Source organism: Arthrobacter endolithicus (genome assembly GCF_026627425.1).
Taxonomy (GTDB): domain Bacteria; phylum Actinomycetota; class Actinomycetes; order Actinomycetales; family Micrococcaceae; genus Arthrobacter_M.
Genome location: NZ_JAPNLH010000012.1, coordinates 48,549 through 65,435 on the forward strand (window position 1 = coordinate 48,549; position 16,887 = coordinate 65,435).

At 65.5% G+C, this 16,887-nt stretch carries 18 protein-coding genes, 1 tRNA gene and 1 riboswitch; of the genes, 8 read left to right on the top strand and 11 right to left on the bottom strand.

The genetic code is table 11. The features are described 5' to 3' along the window. Positions 1-5: 5 nt before the first annotated feature. Positions 6-4,820, bottom strand: coding sequence for an ATP-dependent helicase (locus OS914_RS11930; RefSeq protein ID WP_267546281.1), 4,815 nt, complete (start codon positions 4,818-4,820; stop codon positions 6-8). 216 nt (positions 4,821-5,036) lie between these two features. Between OS914_RS11930 and OS914_RS11935 the strand changes: the two genes are divergently transcribed. After that, positions 5,037-5,528, top strand: coding sequence for a hypothetical protein (locus tag OS914_RS11935; RefSeq protein ID WP_267546282.1), 492 nt, complete (start codon positions 5,037-5,039; stop codon positions 5,526-5,528). A gap of 28 nt (positions 5,529-5,556) precedes the next feature. Here OS914_RS11935 and OS914_RS11940 read toward each other — a convergent pair whose 3' ends face one another. After that, positions 5,557-5,958, bottom strand: a complete 402-nt coding sequence (locus OS914_RS11940) for a DUF4232 domain-containing protein (protein ID WP_267546283.1) — start codon at positions 5,956-5,958, stop codon at positions 5,557-5,559. On the opposite strand from OS914_RS11940, the gene OS914_RS11945 reads away from it, so the two are divergent. Together OS914_RS11945 and OS914_RS11950 are read left to right on the top strand one after the other, a co-directional pair. Then, positions 5,957-6,118, top strand: coding sequence for a hypothetical protein (locus OS914_RS11945; RefSeq protein WP_267546284.1), 162 nt, complete (start codon positions 5,957-5,959; stop codon positions 6,116-6,118). The two genes, OS914_RS11940 and OS914_RS11945, sit on opposite strands and share 2 nt — an antisense overlap. Before the next feature lie 6 nt (positions 6,119-6,124). After that, positions 6,125-6,346, top strand: a complete 222-nt coding sequence (locus OS914_RS11950) for a hypothetical protein (protein ID WP_267546285.1) — start codon at positions 6,125-6,127, stop codon at positions 6,344-6,346. An 84-nt stretch (positions 6,347-6,430) separates the two neighbouring features. On the opposite strand, the gene OS914_RS11955 is transcribed toward OS914_RS11950, so the two are convergent. From OS914_RS11955 to OS914_RS11965, 3 genes are all read right to left on the bottom strand, one after another. Next, on the bottom strand, positions 6,431-7,210 hold the full coding sequence (locus tag OS914_RS11955) for a YcnI family copper-binding membrane protein (RefSeq protein ID WP_267546286.1): 780 nt from the start codon (positions 7,208-7,210) through the stop codon (positions 6,431-6,433). Positions 7,211-7,298: 88 nt separating this feature from the next. After that, positions 7,299-7,589 carry a hypothetical protein gene (locus OS914_RS11960; protein WP_267546287.1) on the bottom strand — a complete coding sequence of 97 codons (291 nt, stop codon included), beginning with the start codon at positions 7,587-7,589 and terminating at the stop codon, positions 7,299-7,301. Positions 7,590-7,606: 17 nt separating this feature from the next. Beyond that, on the bottom strand, positions 7,607-7,933 hold the full coding sequence (locus tag OS914_RS11965; protein WP_267546288.1) for a hypothetical protein: 327 nt from the start codon (positions 7,931-7,933) through the stop codon (positions 7,607-7,609). A 183-nt stretch (positions 7,934-8,116) separates the two neighbouring features. On the opposite strand from OS914_RS11965, the gene OS914_RS11970 reads away from it, so the two are divergent. After that, positions 8,117-8,452: a YnfA family protein gene (locus tag OS914_RS11970; RefSeq protein ID WP_267546289.1), complete on the top strand. Its 336-nt coding sequence runs from the start codon at positions 8,117-8,119 to the stop codon at positions 8,450-8,452. A 102-nt stretch (positions 8,453-8,554) separates the two neighbouring features. On the opposite strand, the gene OS914_RS11975 is transcribed toward OS914_RS11970, so the two are convergent. Next, the gene (locus tag OS914_RS11975; protein WP_267546290.1) at positions 8,555-9,370 is read right to left on the bottom strand and encodes an MBL fold metallo-hydrolase; all 816 of its coding nucleotides are present in this window, start codon (positions 9,368-9,370) and stop codon (positions 8,555-8,557) included. A 250-nt stretch (positions 9,371-9,620) separates the two neighbouring features. Between OS914_RS11975 and OS914_RS11980 the strand changes: the two genes are divergently transcribed. Further along, a complete protein-coding gene (locus OS914_RS11980) occupies positions 9,621-9,911 on the top strand; it encodes a hypothetical protein (protein ID WP_267546291.1) in 291 nt (96 codons plus the stop codon). Between the two features lie 139 nt (positions 9,912-10,050). On the opposite strand, the gene OS914_RS11985 is transcribed toward OS914_RS11980, so the two are convergent. Together OS914_RS11985 and OS914_RS11990 are read right to left on the bottom strand one after the other, a co-directional pair. Continuing rightward, positions 10,051-10,140, bottom strand: a tRNA-Ser gene (locus tag OS914_RS11985). Positions 10,141-10,291: 151 nt separating this feature from the next. Continuing rightward, on the bottom strand, positions 10,292-10,729 hold the full coding sequence (locus OS914_RS11990; protein ID WP_267546344.1) for a nucleoside deaminase: 438 nt from the start codon (positions 10,727-10,729) through the stop codon (positions 10,292-10,294). Positions 10,730-10,826: 97 nt separating this feature from the next. Here OS914_RS11990 and upp point away from each other — a divergent pair, with 97 nt between their 5' ends. Beyond that, positions 10,827-11,462: a uracil phosphoribosyltransferase gene (gene upp, locus OS914_RS11995; RefSeq protein WP_267546292.1), complete on the top strand. Its 636-nt coding sequence runs from the start codon at positions 10,827-10,829 to the stop codon at positions 11,460-11,462. 22 nt (positions 11,463-11,484) lie between these two features. On the opposite strand, the gene OS914_RS12000 is transcribed toward upp, so the two are convergent. Next, positions 11,485-12,150 carry an aggregation-promoting factor C-terminal-like domain-containing protein gene (locus tag OS914_RS12000; RefSeq protein WP_267546293.1) on the bottom strand — a complete coding sequence of 222 codons (666 nt, stop codon included), beginning with the start codon at positions 12,148-12,150 and terminating at the stop codon, positions 11,485-11,487. Between the two features lie 4 nt (positions 12,151-12,154). After that, positions 12,155-12,342, bottom strand: a riboswitch (cyclic di-AMP (ydaO/yuaA leader). 197 nt (positions 12,343-12,539) lie between these two features. On the opposite strand from OS914_RS12000, the gene OS914_RS12005 reads away from it, so the two are divergent. Beyond that, positions 12,540-12,992, top strand: coding sequence for a MarR family winged helix-turn-helix transcriptional regulator (locus OS914_RS12005; protein ID WP_267546294.1), 453 nt, complete (start codon positions 12,540-12,542; stop codon positions 12,990-12,992). Beyond that, positions 12,989-14,254, top strand: a complete 1,266-nt coding sequence (locus OS914_RS12010) for an MFS transporter (protein WP_267546295.1) — start codon at positions 12,989-12,991, stop codon at positions 14,252-14,254. Before OS914_RS12005 ends, OS914_RS12010 begins: the two co-directional genes overlap by 4 nt. A gap of 9 nt (positions 14,255-14,263) precedes the next feature. On the opposite strand, the gene OS914_RS12015 is transcribed toward OS914_RS12010, so the two are convergent. Together OS914_RS12015 and OS914_RS12020 are read right to left on the bottom strand one after the other, a co-directional pair. Then, complete coding sequence (locus OS914_RS12015; protein WP_267546345.1) at positions 14,264-15,679, bottom strand: sensor histidine kinase; 1,416 nt, start codon at positions 15,677-15,679, stop codon at positions 14,264-14,266. Positions 15,680-15,753: 74 nt separating this feature from the next. Next, a complete protein-coding gene (locus OS914_RS12020; RefSeq protein ID WP_267546296.1) occupies positions 15,754-16,497 on the bottom strand; it encodes a response regulator transcription factor in 744 nt (247 codons plus the stop codon). Positions 16,498-16,887: the final 390 nt, after the last annotated feature.

A 16,887-nucleotide genomic window follows, 5' to 3' on the forward strand; every position in this document is an offset into this window, starting at 1 on the left:
CCCCCTCAGGCACGGATCCGCAGCCCGCGGGGCGTGGTGTACGCGCCCGCCTCTACCAGCGCAGCGGCCAGCACCGTGTCCAGAATCCCCTGGCCATTGACCTTTTCGATGGCGAGCTTGTCCACCGCGCCGCGTTTGACCACGGCGGCCAGGGCCCGTCCGGCCAGGGTGAGATGAACGGGGTCGGTGGTGAAAGCGAGCACTGTCTTGCCTCCCCGCTCCACATACAGCACCAGCTCGCCGTCCACCATCACCACCAGCGCCCCGGCCTTGCGTCCCGGCCGGTGCCCCACCTCCAGCGCCGGCCAGGCAAGGGCGGCGCCGTAGGGGTTGGCGGGATCCGTTGCCGCCAGGGCCAGGGCCGCCGGCTCGGATTGCCGCGCGGCGTCATCCTGGGTGAAGGAGCGGAGCCGGTCCACCGTTGCCGGAACGGCGAACTGAGCCGCGCCGAGATGTTCAATGAAGTACCCGCGCCGGCTGTGCCCGGATTCTTCCAGCCGCGCGAGCACCTTGTACATCAGGGCAAAGCCGCCGGGAATATTTTCATTCATCACGGAGCCCCGTGTCACGACGCCGTACCGGTCCATCAGCAACTCGGCCATGGCATGGGCCGCGACAGTGGACTCCGCTTCCTTGGCCGGCAAAACATTCCAGCGCCCGGCGGCCAGCGCAGGCGCACTCCGCTTTGCCCTGGCGCCGGGTGGTCCACCCCCGGATAAAACAGCGCCGGGTCCACCGGAACCGGAGCCGGAGCTGCTCCCGGTTCCCGCCGCCGAGGCGCGGCCCAAGCGCCCGTACCGGCCGGCCGAGCGCAGTCGGGGAGTTGCCGGCGGCTGCCGATGCGCCGTATGGCCCCCTGCCAGCAGGGACCGGACCGGGGCGAAGGTGTCGTTGCTGATTCGGCCGGCCCAGACAAGCTCCCACAGGGCGGTGAGTACTTCGGTATCCCCGGCGGCGGGTCCGGCCACCTCTTTCAACTGGTGGAAGAAGTAAGCGCCGCCGCCGGAAAGATGATTCAGCAATCTCAGCTGCAGGTCGCTGGGTTCGAACCCGGCCTGCGGATTAAGGGTCAGCGGCGCCGATTCGGCGACGTGGAGACTGATCCAGCCGTCATTTCCGGGCAGCGAACCCGCACCGGACCAAAGGACTTCGCCGGCGGCGGTGAGCTCATCGAGCATGGCTGGGACAAAATTCCCGACGCGGCCGGCGAGCACCAGCGGCTCCCAGGCCGATGCCGGAATCGGAACCCCCGCAAGCTGATCCACCACGGTGAGCACGCCATCGAGCCCCCTTAGCTGCGTGGTCTGGCCCTGCGGCACGGGATTGCCGGTGGTGCGGACATGCTGCCACGCCGGAAGGAACCGCGCATAGGCGGCAGGATCCACCGGCTCCACCTCTGCACGGAGGGCCGCCAGCGAGCGGCGGCGCAGCTTGCGGAGCACCTCAACATCGCACCACTCCGAGGGGGCTGCTGCTGACGATGAAATAAGTGTAAGTGTTGCGGCTGTTGGTGCCCCGGTGGGACGGAATTCGCCTTCGGTCACGCGCCCGTCCGCGGCCAGCCGGGCAAGGCCGCCGCCGACGACGGCGACACCGAGTCCCAGCCGAACGGCAGCTTCCGCTGCGGTAAACGGCCCGTGCGTTCGCGCATAGCGGCCCAGGAGGTCGCCGAGCGGGTCCGCCACCGGTTCAATAAAGGCCAACGGAACGCCCATGGGCAGCGGAATTCCCAGTGCGTCGCGGAGCCGGGCCGCGTCCTCGATAGCTGCGAATCGTTCCGTTCCGGCCATTTTGACTTTCAAGGCCCGGTTGGCCGTGACCAAGGCAGCCGCATGCAGGCCAGCCGCGGCGGCGGTCCCGTCTGCGTAGTCGCCGGCCGGGACGCCGTCGCCATCGGTAAGCCCCGCCGGTTCCAGCCGGGCCTGGATTTCGTCCTCGCTCAGCGGGCCCAGCAGCCGCAGCAGATCCGCAACACCCTCCATGCCGCGCGCCCTGCGGTCCGGAGCCAGCCGTTGCAGCTGAGCCTCCGTCTGGTCGATGACCTTCGGATCCAACAGCTCGCGCAGTTCCGCACGGCCCAATAGTTCATTAAGCAGGGTCGGATCCAGGGACAGCGCCGCGGCGCGGCGCTCGGCCAGCGGCGAATCACCCTCATACAAAAACGACGCCACGTAGCCGAACAGCAGGGATCTGGCGAAGGGTGAAGGCTGCGGGGTCGTAATCTCCACTAAACGCAATTCCCGCCGTTCAATACCGGCCGCGATCTCCTTTAGTGCGGGCAGGTCGTAGACATCCTGCAGGCACTCGCGCACGGTTTCCAGCACGATCGGGAACGTCGGATATTTGCGCGCCACGTCCAGAAGTTGGGCGGAGCGCTGGCGCTGCTGCCAGAGCGGGGAGCGCTTACCCGGGTTCTGCCGCGGCAACAGCAGAGCGCGGGCGGCACATTCGCGGAACCGTGAGGCGAACAGTGCGGAACCGCCGACTTCCGCAGTGACAATGCTGTCCAGTTCGGCAGCTTCGAAGAGGAAAAGGTCGGCCCCCGGCGGGTCGTCGTCCATCATCGGCACGCGCAGCACTATGCCGTCATCGGAGGCCATAGCGGAGCCGTCCAGGCCATACCTTTGATGCAGACGCGCTCCCACCGCCAGTGCCCACGGCGCGTGCACAGGCATTCCATACGGGCTGTGCAGGACCACCCGCCAGTCGCCCAGTTCATCGTGGAAGCGCTCGACCAGCAAGGTGGTGTCGTTGGGGACGACGTCGGTCGCCAGTTTTTGTTCCGTGAGGTAGCCGAGCAGGTTGCCGGCCGCCCAGTCGTCGAGCCCCGTGGCGAGGCATCGTTGCAACGCGGCGGCGGGGTCCGCTCCGGAGAGCTCGCGCATGAAGGCACCGAGCGCACGGCCCAACTCCACGGGCCTGCCCAGCGAGTCGCCTTTCCAGAACGGCAGCTTTCCAGGCTGGCCATACGCCGGGGACACCAGGACACGGTCATGGGTAATATCCTCGATCCGCCAGCTCGTGGCCCCGAGGGCGAAGACATCACCGACACGGGATTCGTACACCATTTCCTCGTCCAGCTCACCCACCCGCCGGCCGCCCTTGGCCTTCGCTCCCGGTGCGGCGTCCTGTTCCGAGCCGACAATGTAGACGCCGAAGAGGCCGCGGTCCGGGATGGTTCCTCCGGAGGTCACCGCGAGTCGCTGGGCTCCGGGGCGTCCGGTGATCGTGCCGCCGGTCCGGTCCCAGATAATCCGCGGGCGCAATTCCGCGAACTCGTCAGAGGGGTAGCGGCCAGCGAGCAAATCCAAGGTGGCGTCGAAGGCGGACCGCGGCAATGTTGCGAACGGGGCCGAGCGCCGTACCGTATCGAACCATTCCTCCACGTCAATGCTGCCCAGGGCCGTGGCCGCCACCGTCTGTTGCGCCAGAATGTCGAGCGGATTCGACGGGATGGACAAGGATTCGATCCGGCCCGCCAGCATCCGCTCTACGGTTACAGCGGAATGGACAAGATCCGCGCGGTGCTTCGGGAACAAAATACCGTGCGAAATTTCGCCCACCTGGTGCCCCGCGCGGCCCACCCGTTGCAGGCCGCTGGCCACCGACGGTGGAGATTCCACCTGAATCACCAGGTCCACAGCGCCCATGTCGATGCCCAGTTCCAGGCTGGACGTGGCGACGACGCAGCGCAAGCGGCCGGATTTGAGATCGTCCTCAATCAGGGCGCGCTGGTCCTTGGATACGGAACCGTGATGGGCCTTGGCGAGGACAGGCTCGGCCCCACTGGTTGCTCCAGCCTGCGCCATCAGTTGCGCCGGAGTGGAGAGGGCTCCCGACGGCGGCCGGTCAGCATCCGGAAGTACAGCGTCGGCCTCCATCGAGGCGAGCCGTTCGGCGTAGATTTCGTTCAGCCGCGCGGTGAGGCGTTCGGCAAGCCGTCGGGAGTTGGCAAAGACGATGGTGGATTTGTTGGCCAGCACATGGTCGACAATCTTTTCCTCCACGTGCGGCCAAATCGAGGCGTTCGCTGGCGGCCCGTCCACGCCCGCGCCACCACGCGTTCCCGCTTGTGCGGGCAGCGCCGTCATGTCCTCCACCGGCACCGTGACGGAGAGGTCCCAGTTCTTCGCCGTGACCGGAGCAACGATCTCCACCGGCGCCGAGCCGGCCAAAAAACGTGCCACGGTTTCCCGCGGCTCCACCGTGGCGGAGAGGCCAATCCGCTGCGCGGGTTTGTCCAGCAGCGCATCGAGGCGTTCCAGCGAAAGTGCCAGGTGCGCGCCCCGCTTTGTCCCGGCCACGGCGTGCACCTCGTCAAGGATCACCGTGTCCACCTGCGCCAGCGTGGCGCGGGCCTTGGATGTGAGCATCAGGAACAGAGATTCGGGAGTGGTGATGAGGATATCCGGCGGGTGCGCGAGCAGCGATCGCCGCTGCGCCGGGGGCGTGTCTCCGGACCGCACGCCGACGGAAATGTGCGGGGCTGCCAACTCGAGCCGCTTCGCGGTCTGCGTAATGCCGATCAGCGGAGCGCGCAGGTTCCGCTCCACATCCACACCGAGTGCCTTCAGCGGTGAGATATAAAGCACGCGTGTGCCGGCTCCGGCCTGCGGATCCCGCTCATCGGCAATCAGCCTGTCCAGCGCCCAGAGGAATGCAGCGAGCGTCTTGCCGGAACCTGTAGGGGCGATCACGAGCGAATGGGATCCGCCGGAAATCGCCTTCCACGCACCCGTTTGAGCGGGCGTGGGCGCCGGAAAGGCACCCAGAAACCACTCCCGGGTTGCCGCCGTGAACTGCTCCATCTGAGGACTCATGAACTTCTCGCCACGGTTCCATCATCTCGCAGGGCACTGACATTTCCCGCCGTACGCTGTGTCTGCGCGGCAGCGCGTCGATCTGGCTGTACTGTGACGGTATAAACGGCAACGCTGCCTCTGCCGTGGGTCACTAGCGGCAGAGCACCAAACATCGGGGACGGAGGGGCCGTGGGTTCGCGGCAGATGGGGAATGCATGGTTCCCCATGGCTTGCATGGGCGCGCTCTTTTTGGGCGGAGCAGCCATTGCCCTGATGGCCAACTCCAGTAAGGCCGCGGTGCCTTTCTACTACCTCATTGCCTCTTTGCTGTTTACCGGTGCCACCGCCTGGTGGTCCTACCGGAATCCGCCGGTTCTGCGCGGTGAGCTCCGGCCCTATCTTTATACGGCCGGTGCCGTTGCGCTTGGGCTGCTGCTGGGCGGATTCACCGGCATACTGCACGGCTGCGTCCCCTGGCTGGCCCTTGGCGGCGGGGTGCTCGCCTACGGCGTGCTGGAGCGCGTTCGCGTGATTGTCACGGCCGGGGCCACGGCCTGCGTGACAGCCCTTCTGGGAATGATCATTACCGCCGCAGTGTGGGGCGGCGCGCTTCAAGGCCTGACGGCGGCCGCCTTTGTCATGGCGGCCCTTCGCCTGCATCTGATGCGGTACGGTCGGCGGCCTCCGGCCCAGACAGTCGATCTGGATTCGCTGATCCACTTCTAGTCGGCGCTAGGCCCCGGCCACAGTGCCCTTAGGACTTTTGGAATGCACCGATTGTCAGCAGGACAATACTGGTGTCCGTGCAGGCCGTCAGCGGGTGCGGAATATAGAGGGCGTCGGTGGCGCTTGGCGGGTAGATCCGCAGGCCGTCAGCCGGTGCCTGGGTGCAGCCCTGGTAATTCCCCGCCTGGGTGTACCGCAGGACGGCAACGCCACTGGAACCGGTTTCCAACGTGATGGGGCCGGAGGAAGGCAGGTCAGGGTTACGGGAGGCCGGAGCGCCCAACTGTGTGCCGTTGCCGTTGCCGACCAGGGAAACTCCCGGATAGCCATCCAAGATGCACGCTGCGTTCGAGGTGTTCCGCAGGATTATTTTCATGTAGATACTGCCCGCCGCCCCGCCTCCGGTGTCATCAACGGAGCCAGACAGCATGGCGGCCGTGCAGAGAGCGGGCCCGGCAACCGGAGACCCGGTAGTTGAGGGCGCCGTTGACGACGGAGCTGTTGACGACGGAACTGCCGACGACGGCGCTGCCGACGGGGACGGCGCTGCCGACGGGGAAGCGCTCGCGGACGGGCCGGCGGAAGAATGACTGGACGTGCTGGACGCAGAGGACGACGGCGTGCTGCCGCCGGCCAATCCGGTGGCTACCGGCGTCGTCGAACCCCCGCAGCCAGCCAGCCCAATCGCTGCCGCCGTCGCTGTTAGAACGGTCAATATCTTCGCGTGTCCCCGAGTCATCATTGAACCAGACTTACCCCTCAGGTTGCCCGAGTCAATCTCCGCCACAGCCTGCGGCGCATTCTTCTTAGGATCGTGACCCTGGCCAACGGCCCGGCGCTCCGGACCTGGAGCCCCGGGCGGCGCTCCGGACCTGGAGCGCCGGGCGCCTAGTTCTCCGTACCTACTTTGCGGCCGGTTTGCGCGTCCGGGCCAGAGCGACCCCGCCCATACCCAGGCCCAAGACGCCGGCGGCCAGTCCGATCCATCCGGGTGCCTGGCTGGCGCTGTCGGAGTTCCCGGTGTCGGCGCCCGCGACGTTGGCGCCGCCGCCGGACGCTGCCCCTGCGGCCGTCGTCGTGCTCGGAGCCGCCTGCGCCGCGGTGACCGTCACCAGGGGTGCCGGCGCCTTCAAGGACTCAGGATCCTGCCCTGCGGCGGCAACCTCCACCCAGTTGGTCTCGCCGGTTTCGCAGGTCTGCAGAGTGGGGAAGTACAGCGTCTCCCCGACCTTGTCCGGCAACTGCAAGGACAGCGCCAGCGCGTCGCGCTGATGGGCGTCAAGCGGGGTTTTCGCAGTGTAAATGATCTGGCTGGTCCGCTCCGTGACCGAGCTGCCGTTCGCCAGTTTCTGCGGCGTTGCGAGTTTTTCCGTCGTTTTGCTGATGGTCCAGTTCGGGTTCACCGTAGGCGTGGCGTCGCTGAGTTCCTTCGGCAGATCGATGGTCATCTTGGTGGTGGGGGATCCGTTGCAGCCGTGCCCCACGCTGAACGTCAGCAGCGAGTAGGAACCGGCAGCGGTGCTGTCCGGGGAAATATCCACGTGCGCCGAGGCCGCGGACAGCCCGGCCGTCATCAGGCCAATAGTGGCCCCGGCAATAAGCGTCGCCTTGAGCGCGCGACGCCTGGTTTTACCCGAACGGGGCGTGTTGTCACGGGTGGTATTTTTGGTGTGCGAGTCCATCGGAAATCCTTGTCATTACAGCCGGCCACTACGGCGTGCCCGGGAGCGGTGAGGGTGTGGACACCCCCACGGATCTGCCGGAAGGGTGCTAAACGTTAGTCGGTGTCGGAGCTGGCGGCCCGCGCCGGCTGTCGGCCCGCAAATTTCGCCTCGGCTGCGGACGGAGGGGGCTATTGGCCGCGGTAAGCGACGGGAAGGGAGCGACGGCGGCACTGACGGGCGCGGCCAGCCGCACCAGTGGGCGCAGCCAGTCGGCGAGTAGCCACAGAGCTTCCTCCCCTTTGGCCAGCACGACGGCGGAGGCCAAGGTAGCGCCGATGTGCGCCAGCGTCATGGCCAGGGCAGCCGAAGGTCCTAGCTGCATGGGCATGTGCGCCATCGCGGTTGCTTGGGGTGTCAGGGCGGTTGACACACCATGGGATGATGCGCCATGGCCGGCTCGACCAACGCGGCCGTGGGAAACATGGGGTTGGACAGCAGGTCGAAGACGTTGTGCAGCAGGAGTTGGCTGGCCCCGAGCAACGCCAGCATCAGGGTCAGCGGAACGCGGATACTGGTCACCACGGCAGACACCGCTGCAGTCAGTGCAGTCAGGGCGAGCATGAGGACCGGTGGCGGCAGCACGCCGCCGGCCAAGGTATGCGCACCCGCCGCAAGCGCCAGGATTGTCCCCCCGATAGCCCCGGAGCGCAGCCAGCGGAACGGCGCGGAAACGGCGGTCACGTGTCCTCCTTCGGTTCCAGAATGCCCCAACGAATCGCAGCGCGCCGATGCCGCACAACGACGATAGATGGACGGCTCCGCGCTGGCTCCCGTGAAGCTCCGGCGGTGTCCGGAGCCAGTTTACCTACTATTCGTGACCGGGCCGGTAAGGGATGGCCGGGTAACGCAGGGGACACTGGACGAGTGACAATTTTCCGATCAATAGTCCTGTTCGTGCTTGCTGCGGTCGCCGAGATCGGGGGAGCCTGGCTGATTTGGCAGGCCGTCCGGGAAGGCAAAGCGTGGTGGTGGGCCGGCCTGGGCATCGTGGCGCTGGGGATGTACGGCTTCGTGGCCACACTCCAGCCGGATGCAAACTTTGGCCGGATCCTTGCTGCCTATGGTGGAGTTTTTGTTGCCGGGTCGCTGTTGTGGGCGGTGCTGCTGGATGGTTTCCGTCCCGACCGGTGGGATGTGATCGGTGCGTCCGTGTGTCTGGTCGGCGTGGCCGTCATCATGTTCGCGCCGCGGAACGCATAGTCTGCTCGACCGCCAGGCGAAACGGCATCTGCCCGCGCCACCAAACCGTTGCCTGACAACGAGCCCGCAGCATGAGGCGAGCGGTGTTTTCGCCTCGTGCGGCTACTCCTCCACCTCGCCGCGGATCCAGTGGATGTATCGTTGCAAGGAACCGTCCACAATCGGGCCTGCACCGGCCGCGATGAGTCCGAAGGCGCTGTAAATCCGGTCGAATTCCAGGGGCGTCGCTACGTCGAGAATTCTGCGGACTGCCCGTTCGGGGAGCGGGATGTTGTTCACGAAGCTGCGCATGACGTTGACGGACTTTCGGTCCGCACCGATGGCGATGGTATCCCCGGTAAGGAGCGCGCCCTGACCGCCGGCGCCGTCGGGCCAGTTGACAATGCTGCTGCCGGCGAAATGACCGCCACATTGCAGCATCGAAAGTCCTGGCAGGAGCTCGCAGCCGGCATCCCACAACCGGATGACGGGATCGGGACGCCTGATCCATTTCTGATCTGCCGCCGCAATGTACACGGGTGCGCCACCGAAGGCGTGGCTCCATTGAATGGAGGAGCCGGTCAGATGCGGGTGACTTGAGCTAATGACCGCAACGCCGCCGAGTGCGCGGACGGCCTCGACTCCTGCGTCGTCGATGAAACCCGGCGGCTCCCAGAGCAGGTTGCCGTGCCCGGTGCGGAGCAGTAGGCCGCGCTGGCCGATGCCAAGTCTCGGGGCGCACTCCACCGCGTAGAGATCCGGCTCGAGTTCACGCACCGTGATCCTGTGGCCGGCGGTTGCGAGTTCTTCCCGCGTGGTCCACCGCTGACCTCCCGCAGGCACAAACTGCCGATCATCGGCGCAGATTTCACAGCTCACCGGGGGCGTCTGGGAGTCGGGATGCTCGATGGCGCAGGTTGCGCAGGTCCAGATGGTCATGGTGTCTCCTTGGCTGTCAGCGGCTCCAGGGCCGGGTGCAGTGAGACCCAGTGTATGAGAAAGGCCTCTGATTCCCTTGGCATCCAGGGGATTAGGAGCCTTCTCACGTGGCTTTGGGGATTTGCGGCGGTGAGGACAAAGCACGGCCAGTCCTTTAGGCCCGATTCCTCTGTGAGTGTCCGTGGCAGGTAAGCCGTAATGTTCCCTTAGTCGTTGTATTCTCAATTGTCGAATACTCCCAGGGGGAAATATGCAGTTCAAGCGGTCCGCAGGTCTTTTCGTCGCAGGCATCACGCTATTTTTTGGGGGACCCTTATTGGGCGCGGCAGCAACCGCCTTGGGGATGTATCTTGCCACCGCCGACGGTAGCTCCGGAATTGCCGCCGGCTATATCGCAGTGATAGCTTTCGGATCGCTGCTTAGCCTCGTGGGCTTTTGCCTGCTCGTGGTTGCAGCCCACCGCGCCCTTGAGAAAATTGACGCGCTGCCCGGACGTGTACGGCCACAACAAAGGGAAACCGCATATTCCGAGTACAGCTAAACGCTGGCTACAGACAAATCCATCTGGGAGCAGGGGTCTGCTCACAATCAGAGGTGCCCCAAATGTGCCCCAGTGGGCTGGCTTCGTGCAAGAAACCCCTTCCTCCCTTGTAAACAAAGGGAAGAAGGGGTTTCTCAATTGGCGGTGACGGTGGGATTTGAACCCACGTCAGGCTCTCACCTGAACAACATTTCGAGTGTTGCACCTTCGGCCGCTCGGACACGTCACCAACGCAGCTACTTTACCGGACGGACGGCCCGCTTCCCAAAAGCACCGTTCCCCGCCTCGGATACGGCGCCGGGTCCCGCCCCAAATTCGGCGCCGGGTCGCGCGGCCCCGCGTCCCGGGCGGGGACGGGGAGGGATTGAAGGGTGCAGCAACTACGGAAGGCGCCGGTCGGCGAAAAAGTCCCGCAGCAGGGCGGCGCATTCATCCTCCCGGACGCCGGGGAACACCTCCACCCAGTGATTGAGCCTGCGTTCGCGCAGAATGTCGAAGACGGATCCGGCCCCGCCTGCTTTTTCGTCCCACGCTCCGAATACCACGCGCGGGAGCCTGGCCAGCACAATGGCTCCGGCGCACATGGCGCACGGTTCCAGCGTGACCGCCAGCGTGCAGCCGTCCAGCCGCCAGCTGCCCAGTTCGCGCGCGGCGGCGCGGATGGCGATCATCTCGGCGTGCGCCGTCGGGTCTTCCAGGGCCTCGCGCTCGTTGCAGCCTGACCCGAGAACGGCTCCGTCAGGACCGAGGACGACGGCGCCGATCGGCACGTCCGCGGTGGCCCCGGCCTGCGCTGCCTGGTCCAGTGCCAGAGCCATCCACGCGCGGTACCGGGCACGGTCTCGACCGCCTTCGGGCGCGGGCGCTGAGGGGGACTTTGCTATTGAGGTCACGGCTCAATGGTAACTTTTACCTATGCGCGTACTTGTTGCGGACCACCCGCTCATTGCCCACAAACTCACCGTTCTTCGGGACAAAAACACCACGTCGCCGATTTTCCGGCTGCTGACCGAAGAACTGGTCACGCTGCTGGCCTACGAGGCGACCCGCGACGTGCGCGTGGAGCCGGTTAACATCGAGACGCCGGTGACGACGACGGTCGGCACCGGTCTGTGCAAGCCCACGCCGCTGGTGGTCCCGATTCTGCGTGCAGGCCTAGGCATGCTGGAGGGGATGACGCGGCTCCTCCCCACTGCCGAGGTGGGGTTCCTGGGGATGGAGCGGCATGAGCAGACGCTGGAGGCAATCACCTATGCGGAGCGTCTGCCCGATGATCTGACTGGTCGGCAGGTCTACGTGCTGGATCCGATGCTCGCCACGGGTGGGACCCTGCGGGAGGCCATCAAGTTCCTCTTTGCCCGCGGTGCAGCCGATATCACCTGCATATGCCTGCTGGCGGCACCGGAAGGGCTGCAGAAGCTGCGCGATGAGCTGGAAGGCAAGAACGTCACCATTGTGCTGGCGTCCATCGATGAGAAGCTGGACGAGAATGCCTACATCGTGCCCGGGCTAGGCGATGCCGGCGACCGTCTCTATGGCGTCGTGCACTAGCGTCGGGCCCATTAACTGCGGATCAGTACCAGTTCATGGCCGTTTCGTGGTCCCAGGCTCCGCACGGTGAGCCGTAGCGGTCCTTAATATAGTTCAGGCCCCATTTGATCTGTGTCTGGTAATTGTTCTTCCAGTCATTGCCGACGGAATCCATTTTCTCGGCCGGGAGCGACTGGACAATTCCGTAGGCCAGGGTGGACGGGTTTTCCGCGGTCGTGGTCCAATCGGATTCCTGGGTCCACAAAGGCAGTAGGCAGGCCATCTGCTCCGGTCCCCAGCCGAAGGAAGCCAGCGACGCGGCGGCGTAGGCTTTGGCCCCGGCCGGATCATTGACGGCCCCGCCGTTGGCGCCGAGCACCTGCACGTCGGAGGCAGCGGCGCGGACGTTGGGTGTCGCCGTGGGAGCGGCGCTGGACTTGACGGCTGTCCGGGTGAACGACAGCGTTGCGCTGCTGGGGGCGGCGACGGCTGCGTCGGCAGGTGCAGCCTGCGGACCAGGCGTTCCGCCGTTGTTCAGAGCGGCGTTGGAGGCACCGACGCCGACGAGGAGGAAGCCGGCGATGGCGACGGCGGTCATTCGCCTGCCGGCCGGGCCGGGCTTGGGCGCCGCTTCCCACCAGCGACGGGCGGCAGAGGTGCCGCGCAGCGTTTCGATCCGGCGGCGGCCGTGTTGGGACTTCTGGGACATGCTGAAAACCTCTCTAACGCGCCTGCGAGGTGAGCTGTCGGGTTCGGATGAGAGCATCCGGCTCTCCGGTCCCGAGCCGAGTACGGCAGAAGGACGCAGATGACTTAACCCCAAGGGCTTCGGGAGGGAAGCCCACAAAGTGGGTCCCCCGTCTCTGCCTCTCCTAGAACGGAACGTGGGCGGCGGCAGAGCTCGGCGATCCGGCCACGGGCACCAGTGGCAGTAGTTGCCGGATTTGACGCCTTGGTAATCGTACCGGACAGTAGCCGAATAGTCACATTTTGATAACGGGCGGGGTTGGAGGTGTATCTATGTGCGGCCGCCTTGCAAGATGGTCGCGCCTACCTCAACGAATGTACTTAGCAAGGGTAATGACCTAGGCTAACTATATGACTACAGTAGAACGCGCGGCGCTGTCGGCTCCGGAGGATGTCGGCGCCCTGGCCGTGGATCTGCGGATCGCCGTGATGCGCACCTCGCGCCGGCTGCGTACCGAGGGCAGCGGCGAGGCCGTGTCGCCGGGCCAGTATTCTGTGCTCGCGGCCATCCACCCTGATCCGATGACCCTGCGCCAGCTCGCCGACCGGGAACACGTCCAGGCGCCGTCGATGACCAGGATCGTGAACGCCCTTGAACTGTCCGCGCTGGTGACGCGCAGTGACCACCCCACAGATCGCCGGCAGGTTCTGGTGAATATCACGGCGGCCGGCCGGGCCGTTCTGGCGGAGGCGCGTACCCACCGGACAGCGTGGCTGGCGGAACGCCTCGCGGGGATGGAACCTGGCGAACGCGCCGTGCTTACCGACGCGGCGCGCATTTTGCAGCAAATGAGCGGCAAATGAAGGAAATGTTCCGGGCCCTGAAGGTCTATAACTACCGGTTATGGGTCGGTGGTGCGCTGGTATCGAATATCGGGACCTGGATGCAGCGCGTGGCGCAGGACTGGCTGGTGCTGACCATCTTGACCAACCACTCCGGGACGGCCGTGGGCATCACCACGGGTCTGCAGTTCCTGCCGATCGTTTTCATAGGCCCCTTCGCCGGACTGCTGGGGGACCGCATCTCCAAGCGTAGAATTCTGCTGTGCACCCAGACGGCAATGGGGCTGTGCGCACTCACGCTTGGACTACTCGTGGTGACCCATACCGTCCAGCTCTGGCAGGTCTTTGCCATCGCGCTGCTGCTGGGCGTCGCCAGTGCCATTGACGCGCCGTCCCGGCAGGCGTTTGTCTCCGAGGTCGTGGAGCAGCGCGACGTTCCTAACGCCGTCGCCCTCAACAGCGCGTCGTTCAACCTCGCCCGTCTCGCCGGCCCCGGCGTTGCCGGATTCCTGATTGCCGGGTTTGGCACCGGAACCGCGTTCCTGCTCAACGCGGCCAGCTTCCTTGCGGTGCTGATCTCACTGTTGCGGATGCGCCCCGAGGAGCTGCATCCCTCCGCCCGCGCGCCGCGGGGCAAGGGCCAGATCAGGGAAGGCTTGGTCTATATCCGGCGGCGTCCTGATCTGATGATGATTATGGTGCTGGTCGGGGTGGTCGCCACCTTTGGGATGAACTTCCAGATCACCAACGCGCTCATGGCCACGCAGGTCTTCCATCTGGGAGCAGGCGAATACGGGCTGCTGGGGTCTGTCATGGCGGTGGGCACGCTGGCGGCGGCGCTGCTGGCGGCCCGACGGCAGGGCACCAGAATGCGCTACGTGATCGGCGGAGTGCTGGCGTTCGCGGTGTTCGTTGCCGTCGCGGCGCTGATGCCCAGCTACTGGCTCTATGCCCTGGCCCTGATCCCCGTGGGACTGGCATCGCTGACCTTTATGAACGCCTGCAATACCAGCGTCCAGCTCTCCACGGATTCGGTGATGCGGGGACGCGTTCTGGCGGTGTACATGGTGGTGCTGCAGGGCGGGACGCCGATAGGCGCACCGCTGGTCGGTTGGATCGGGACCGTCTTTGGCGCCCGCTGGTCGGTCGGAATCGGCGCTGTGGTAGCCCTGGTGGCCGGTGTCTGGGCGCTGATCCTGCTCAATCGGCGCAACGACGTCCGGTTGCGCGATCAAATGCACAGCGTGACGCAGTTCAGTTTTCGGCGGCCGCTGCGCGGTTAGGCCGGGTCGTCACGGGACGACCAGTCTTTGCGGCAAGTGGACGATGAAAGAGGTGCGCCCTGGCCTGCTGCGCAGCTCGACCCGGCCGCCGTGGGCGTGGGCAATCGCCTGCACAATGGCCAATCCAAGTCCGGTGCTCCCGGTACTCCCGGCACGGGCAAGATCCGCGCGGGCAAAGCGGTCGAAGACCTTGTCCTGGAATTCGGCCGGGATGCCTGGCCCATCGTCGGCAACGGTCAGGATCACGGCGCCCACGGCGGATCGTTGCAGGCGGGTACAAATGGTGCTGCCGGCAGCCGTATGCTTGACGGCATTACTGAGCAGATTGGTGAGCAGCTGGCGAAGCTGTGTCTCATCGGCGCAGATGTTCAGGGGTTCGCTGGGGATGTCCAGCTGCCATCGATGGTCGTTGGCCATCACGCGGAGGTCGGATACGCATTCGACGACGACTTCGGTCAGGTCCACTTCGTGACTGGCTAGGGGCAGACCCTCGTCGAGCCGGGCCAGCAGCAGCAGATCCTCCACCAGGGTGCCCATCCGTCGGGACTGCGACTCCACCCGGTCCAGCGAATTCATCCCTTCAGCACTCAGAGTCTCAGTGGCCCGCAGCAATTCGGTGTAACCGCGGATGGCCGTCAGGGGCGTGCGGAGTTCGTGGCTGGCGTCGGCAACAAAACGACGGACCTTGGTCTCGCTCCTCTGCCGGGCCACCAGAGCGCTGAAAACGTTGTCCAGCAGCTTGTTAAGCGCATGGCCCACGTTGCCGACTTCCGTTGCCGGGTTCGCGGCGTCAAGCGGGACGCGTTCGGTCAGTGCCACCTCGCCGGCCTCCAGCGGCAGCTCGGCGACTCTGCCGGCTACCGCGGAAAGTTCTTCCAGCGGCGCCAAGGTACGGCGAATAATCACGGTCCCCACCAGGCCGACGGCGGCAAGGCCGCCGAGCGAAATCAGCACAATCGCGAGGACCAGGGAAGCCAGAATGGCATTATTGGCAGCCAGTGGCAGGCCGGTGACGACGACATCCCCGTCCGGGACCCGGATTGCCGTCAGGCGGTATTCGCCGCTGGAGAGGGTCCGATCCACCGGCGCGGCCCCGACGGCAACTGTGCGCAGGGTCTGCGCATCGTCTGGAGTGATTCCGGTTAGTGTCTGGTCATTTGCGAGCAGGCCTGCACTGGTCACGGTGCCGCCGGAAACACGGGCATTGAGGGTTCCGATGCCGGTGCCGCGCGCATTCAAGGGGTTCGGGCGGGACCCCGATGAGCCCCGCGGCGGAGCTCCGCTGCTGAATACCACGGCCCGGTGCGAGGCCTCGTTCAAGGTGGTGTCCAGCTGGTGCATCAGGGATGACTGCACCGCAGCATAGCTAACCGATCCCACGATGAGGCAGATGGCAGTGAGCAGGGCCATCGTGGCCAGCACCATCTTGGTGCGCAAACGCCATGCTTTCACACCGGCCCAATGCGGCCGCGGCAAGCGCGGTCGGGATCCTCCGGTCTTCACCTCACAGCAGGTTTCAGCACGTAGCCCGCACCGCGGATGGTATGGATCATCGGCGGCCGGTTCGCGTCGATCCTTTTGCGCAGGTAGGAAATGTACAGCTCCACAATGTTTGCCTCCCCACCGAAGTCATAGTTCCACACGCGTTCAAGAATCTGCGCCTTACTGACCACACGCCGGGGATTTTCCATCAGATAGCGCAGCAGCTCGTACTGGGTGGCGGTCAGCGCGATGCGCTCGCCCCCTCGGGTGACCTCGCGGGGGTCCTGGTTCAACTGCAGATCTCCAACCACCAGTTCTGCGCCAGTGCCGGCCGTAACGCCGGAGCGCTGGACGATCCGGTGCAGTCGGAGCAGGACCTCTTCCATACTGAAGGGCTTGGTGACGTAGTCATCCCCTCCTGCCGCCAATCCGGCGAGTCGGTCCTCCACCGCGTCCTTGGCGGTCAGGAACAGCGCCGGCAACCCCGGCGCAAAGGTGCGGATCTTGCCCAGCAGCGCGACGCCGTCGAGCCCCGGAAGCATCACGTCCAGCACCAGGACGTCCGGACGGAACTCACGGGCCGTTTTAATAGCCCGGTCGCCATCGTTGGCCACCCGGACGTTCCAGCCCGACATCTGCAGCCCGGCCCGCATCAGCTCGGCCAGGCTGGGTTCGTCATCGACGACAAGGGCGCGGATAGGGGAGCCGTCCGGATGCGTCAGATGGGGCAGATGGTCCGTCAGGGAGCTCGAGGATGCCATGACATCATTGTGCACCGCGCTCGTTTCGAGCCGCTGGGTGTTACCTGACGGTCGGCTGTGAGTGGGGTCCGCGTGAGGCCTGGAGCAACGTGACCTGCATCACGATGGACGTCTTTGTCTCAGCATGCGGATGATTTTCCCCAATGTTACTTGCACGTTGGGTTTGTTACGCGACAGACTCTCATTGTGAACATCCACTCAATGGCATCTGCAGCCGCAGCGACCCTACCCAGTGAAACCGCTGGCAGGCTCATGTGCTGTTGTCGAATGCAGGCCTGACTCACTACCCCAGAGTTTAGGCATTATGGGTCTTCGGACCCGCCCGCCATGGGCATTTACTCCGCCGTTTGGGCGGGAGTGAAGAAGCATTCGTGCCGCGAAGGCGGCTAT

Excerpts from the sequence above, each read along its gene's own strand:
- OS914_RS11930 (WP_267546281.1), bottom strand. The coding sequence starts at position 4,820 with ATGAGTCCTCAGATGGAGCAGTTCACGGCGGCAACCCGGGAGTGGTTT.
- OS914_RS11935 (WP_267546282.1), top strand. The coding sequence starts at position 5,037 with ATGGGCGCGCTCTTTTTGGGCGGAGCAGCCATTGCCCTGATGGCCAAC.
- OS914_RS11945 (WP_267546284.1), top strand. The coding sequence starts at position 5,957 with ATGGCGGCCGTGCAGAGAGCGGGCCCGGCAACCGGAGACCCGGTAGTT.
- OS914_RS11940 (WP_267546283.1), bottom strand. The coding sequence starts at position 5,958 with ATGCTGTCTGGCTCCGTTGATGACACCGGAGGCGGGGCGGCGGGCAGT.
- OS914_RS11955 (WP_267546286.1), bottom strand. The coding sequence starts at position 7,210 with ATGGACTCGCACACCAAAAATACCACCCGTGACAACACGCCCCGTTCG.
- OS914_RS11960 (WP_267546287.1), bottom strand. The coding sequence starts at position 7,589 with ATGGCGCACATGCCCATGCAGCTAGGACCTTCGGCTGCCCTGGCCATG.
- OS914_RS11975 (WP_267546290.1), bottom strand. The coding sequence starts at position 9,370 with ATGACCATCTGGACCTGCGCAACCTGCGCCATCGAGCATCCCGACTCC.
- OS914_RS11980 (WP_267546291.1), top strand. The coding sequence starts at position 9,621 with ATGCAGTTCAAGCGGTCCGCAGGTCTTTTCGTCGCAGGCATCACGCTA.
- OS914_RS11990 (WP_267546344.1), bottom strand. The coding sequence starts at position 10,729 with ATGGCTCTGGCACTGGACCAGGCAGCGCAGGCCGGGGCCACCGCGGAC.
- upp (WP_267546292.1), top strand. The coding sequence starts at position 10,827 with ATGCGCGTACTTGTTGCGGACCACCCGCTCATTGCCCACAAACTCACC.
- OS914_RS12000 (WP_267546293.1), bottom strand. The coding sequence starts at position 12,150 with ATGTCCCAGAAGTCCCAACACGGCCGCCGCCGGATCGAAACGCTGCGC.
- OS914_RS12005 (WP_267546294.1), top strand. The coding sequence starts at position 12,540 with ATGACTACAGTAGAACGCGCGGCGCTGTCGGCTCCGGAGGATGTCGGC.
- OS914_RS12010 (WP_267546295.1), top strand. The coding sequence starts at position 12,989 with ATGAAGGAAATGTTCCGGGCCCTGAAGGTCTATAACTACCGGTTATGG.
- OS914_RS12015 (WP_267546345.1), bottom strand. The coding sequence starts at position 15,679 with ATGGTGCTGGCCACGATGGCCCTGCTCACTGCCATCTGCCTCATCGTG.
- OS914_RS12020 (WP_267546296.1), bottom strand. The coding sequence starts at position 16,497 with ATGGCATCCTCGAGCTCCCTGACGGACCATCTGCCCCATCTGACGCAT.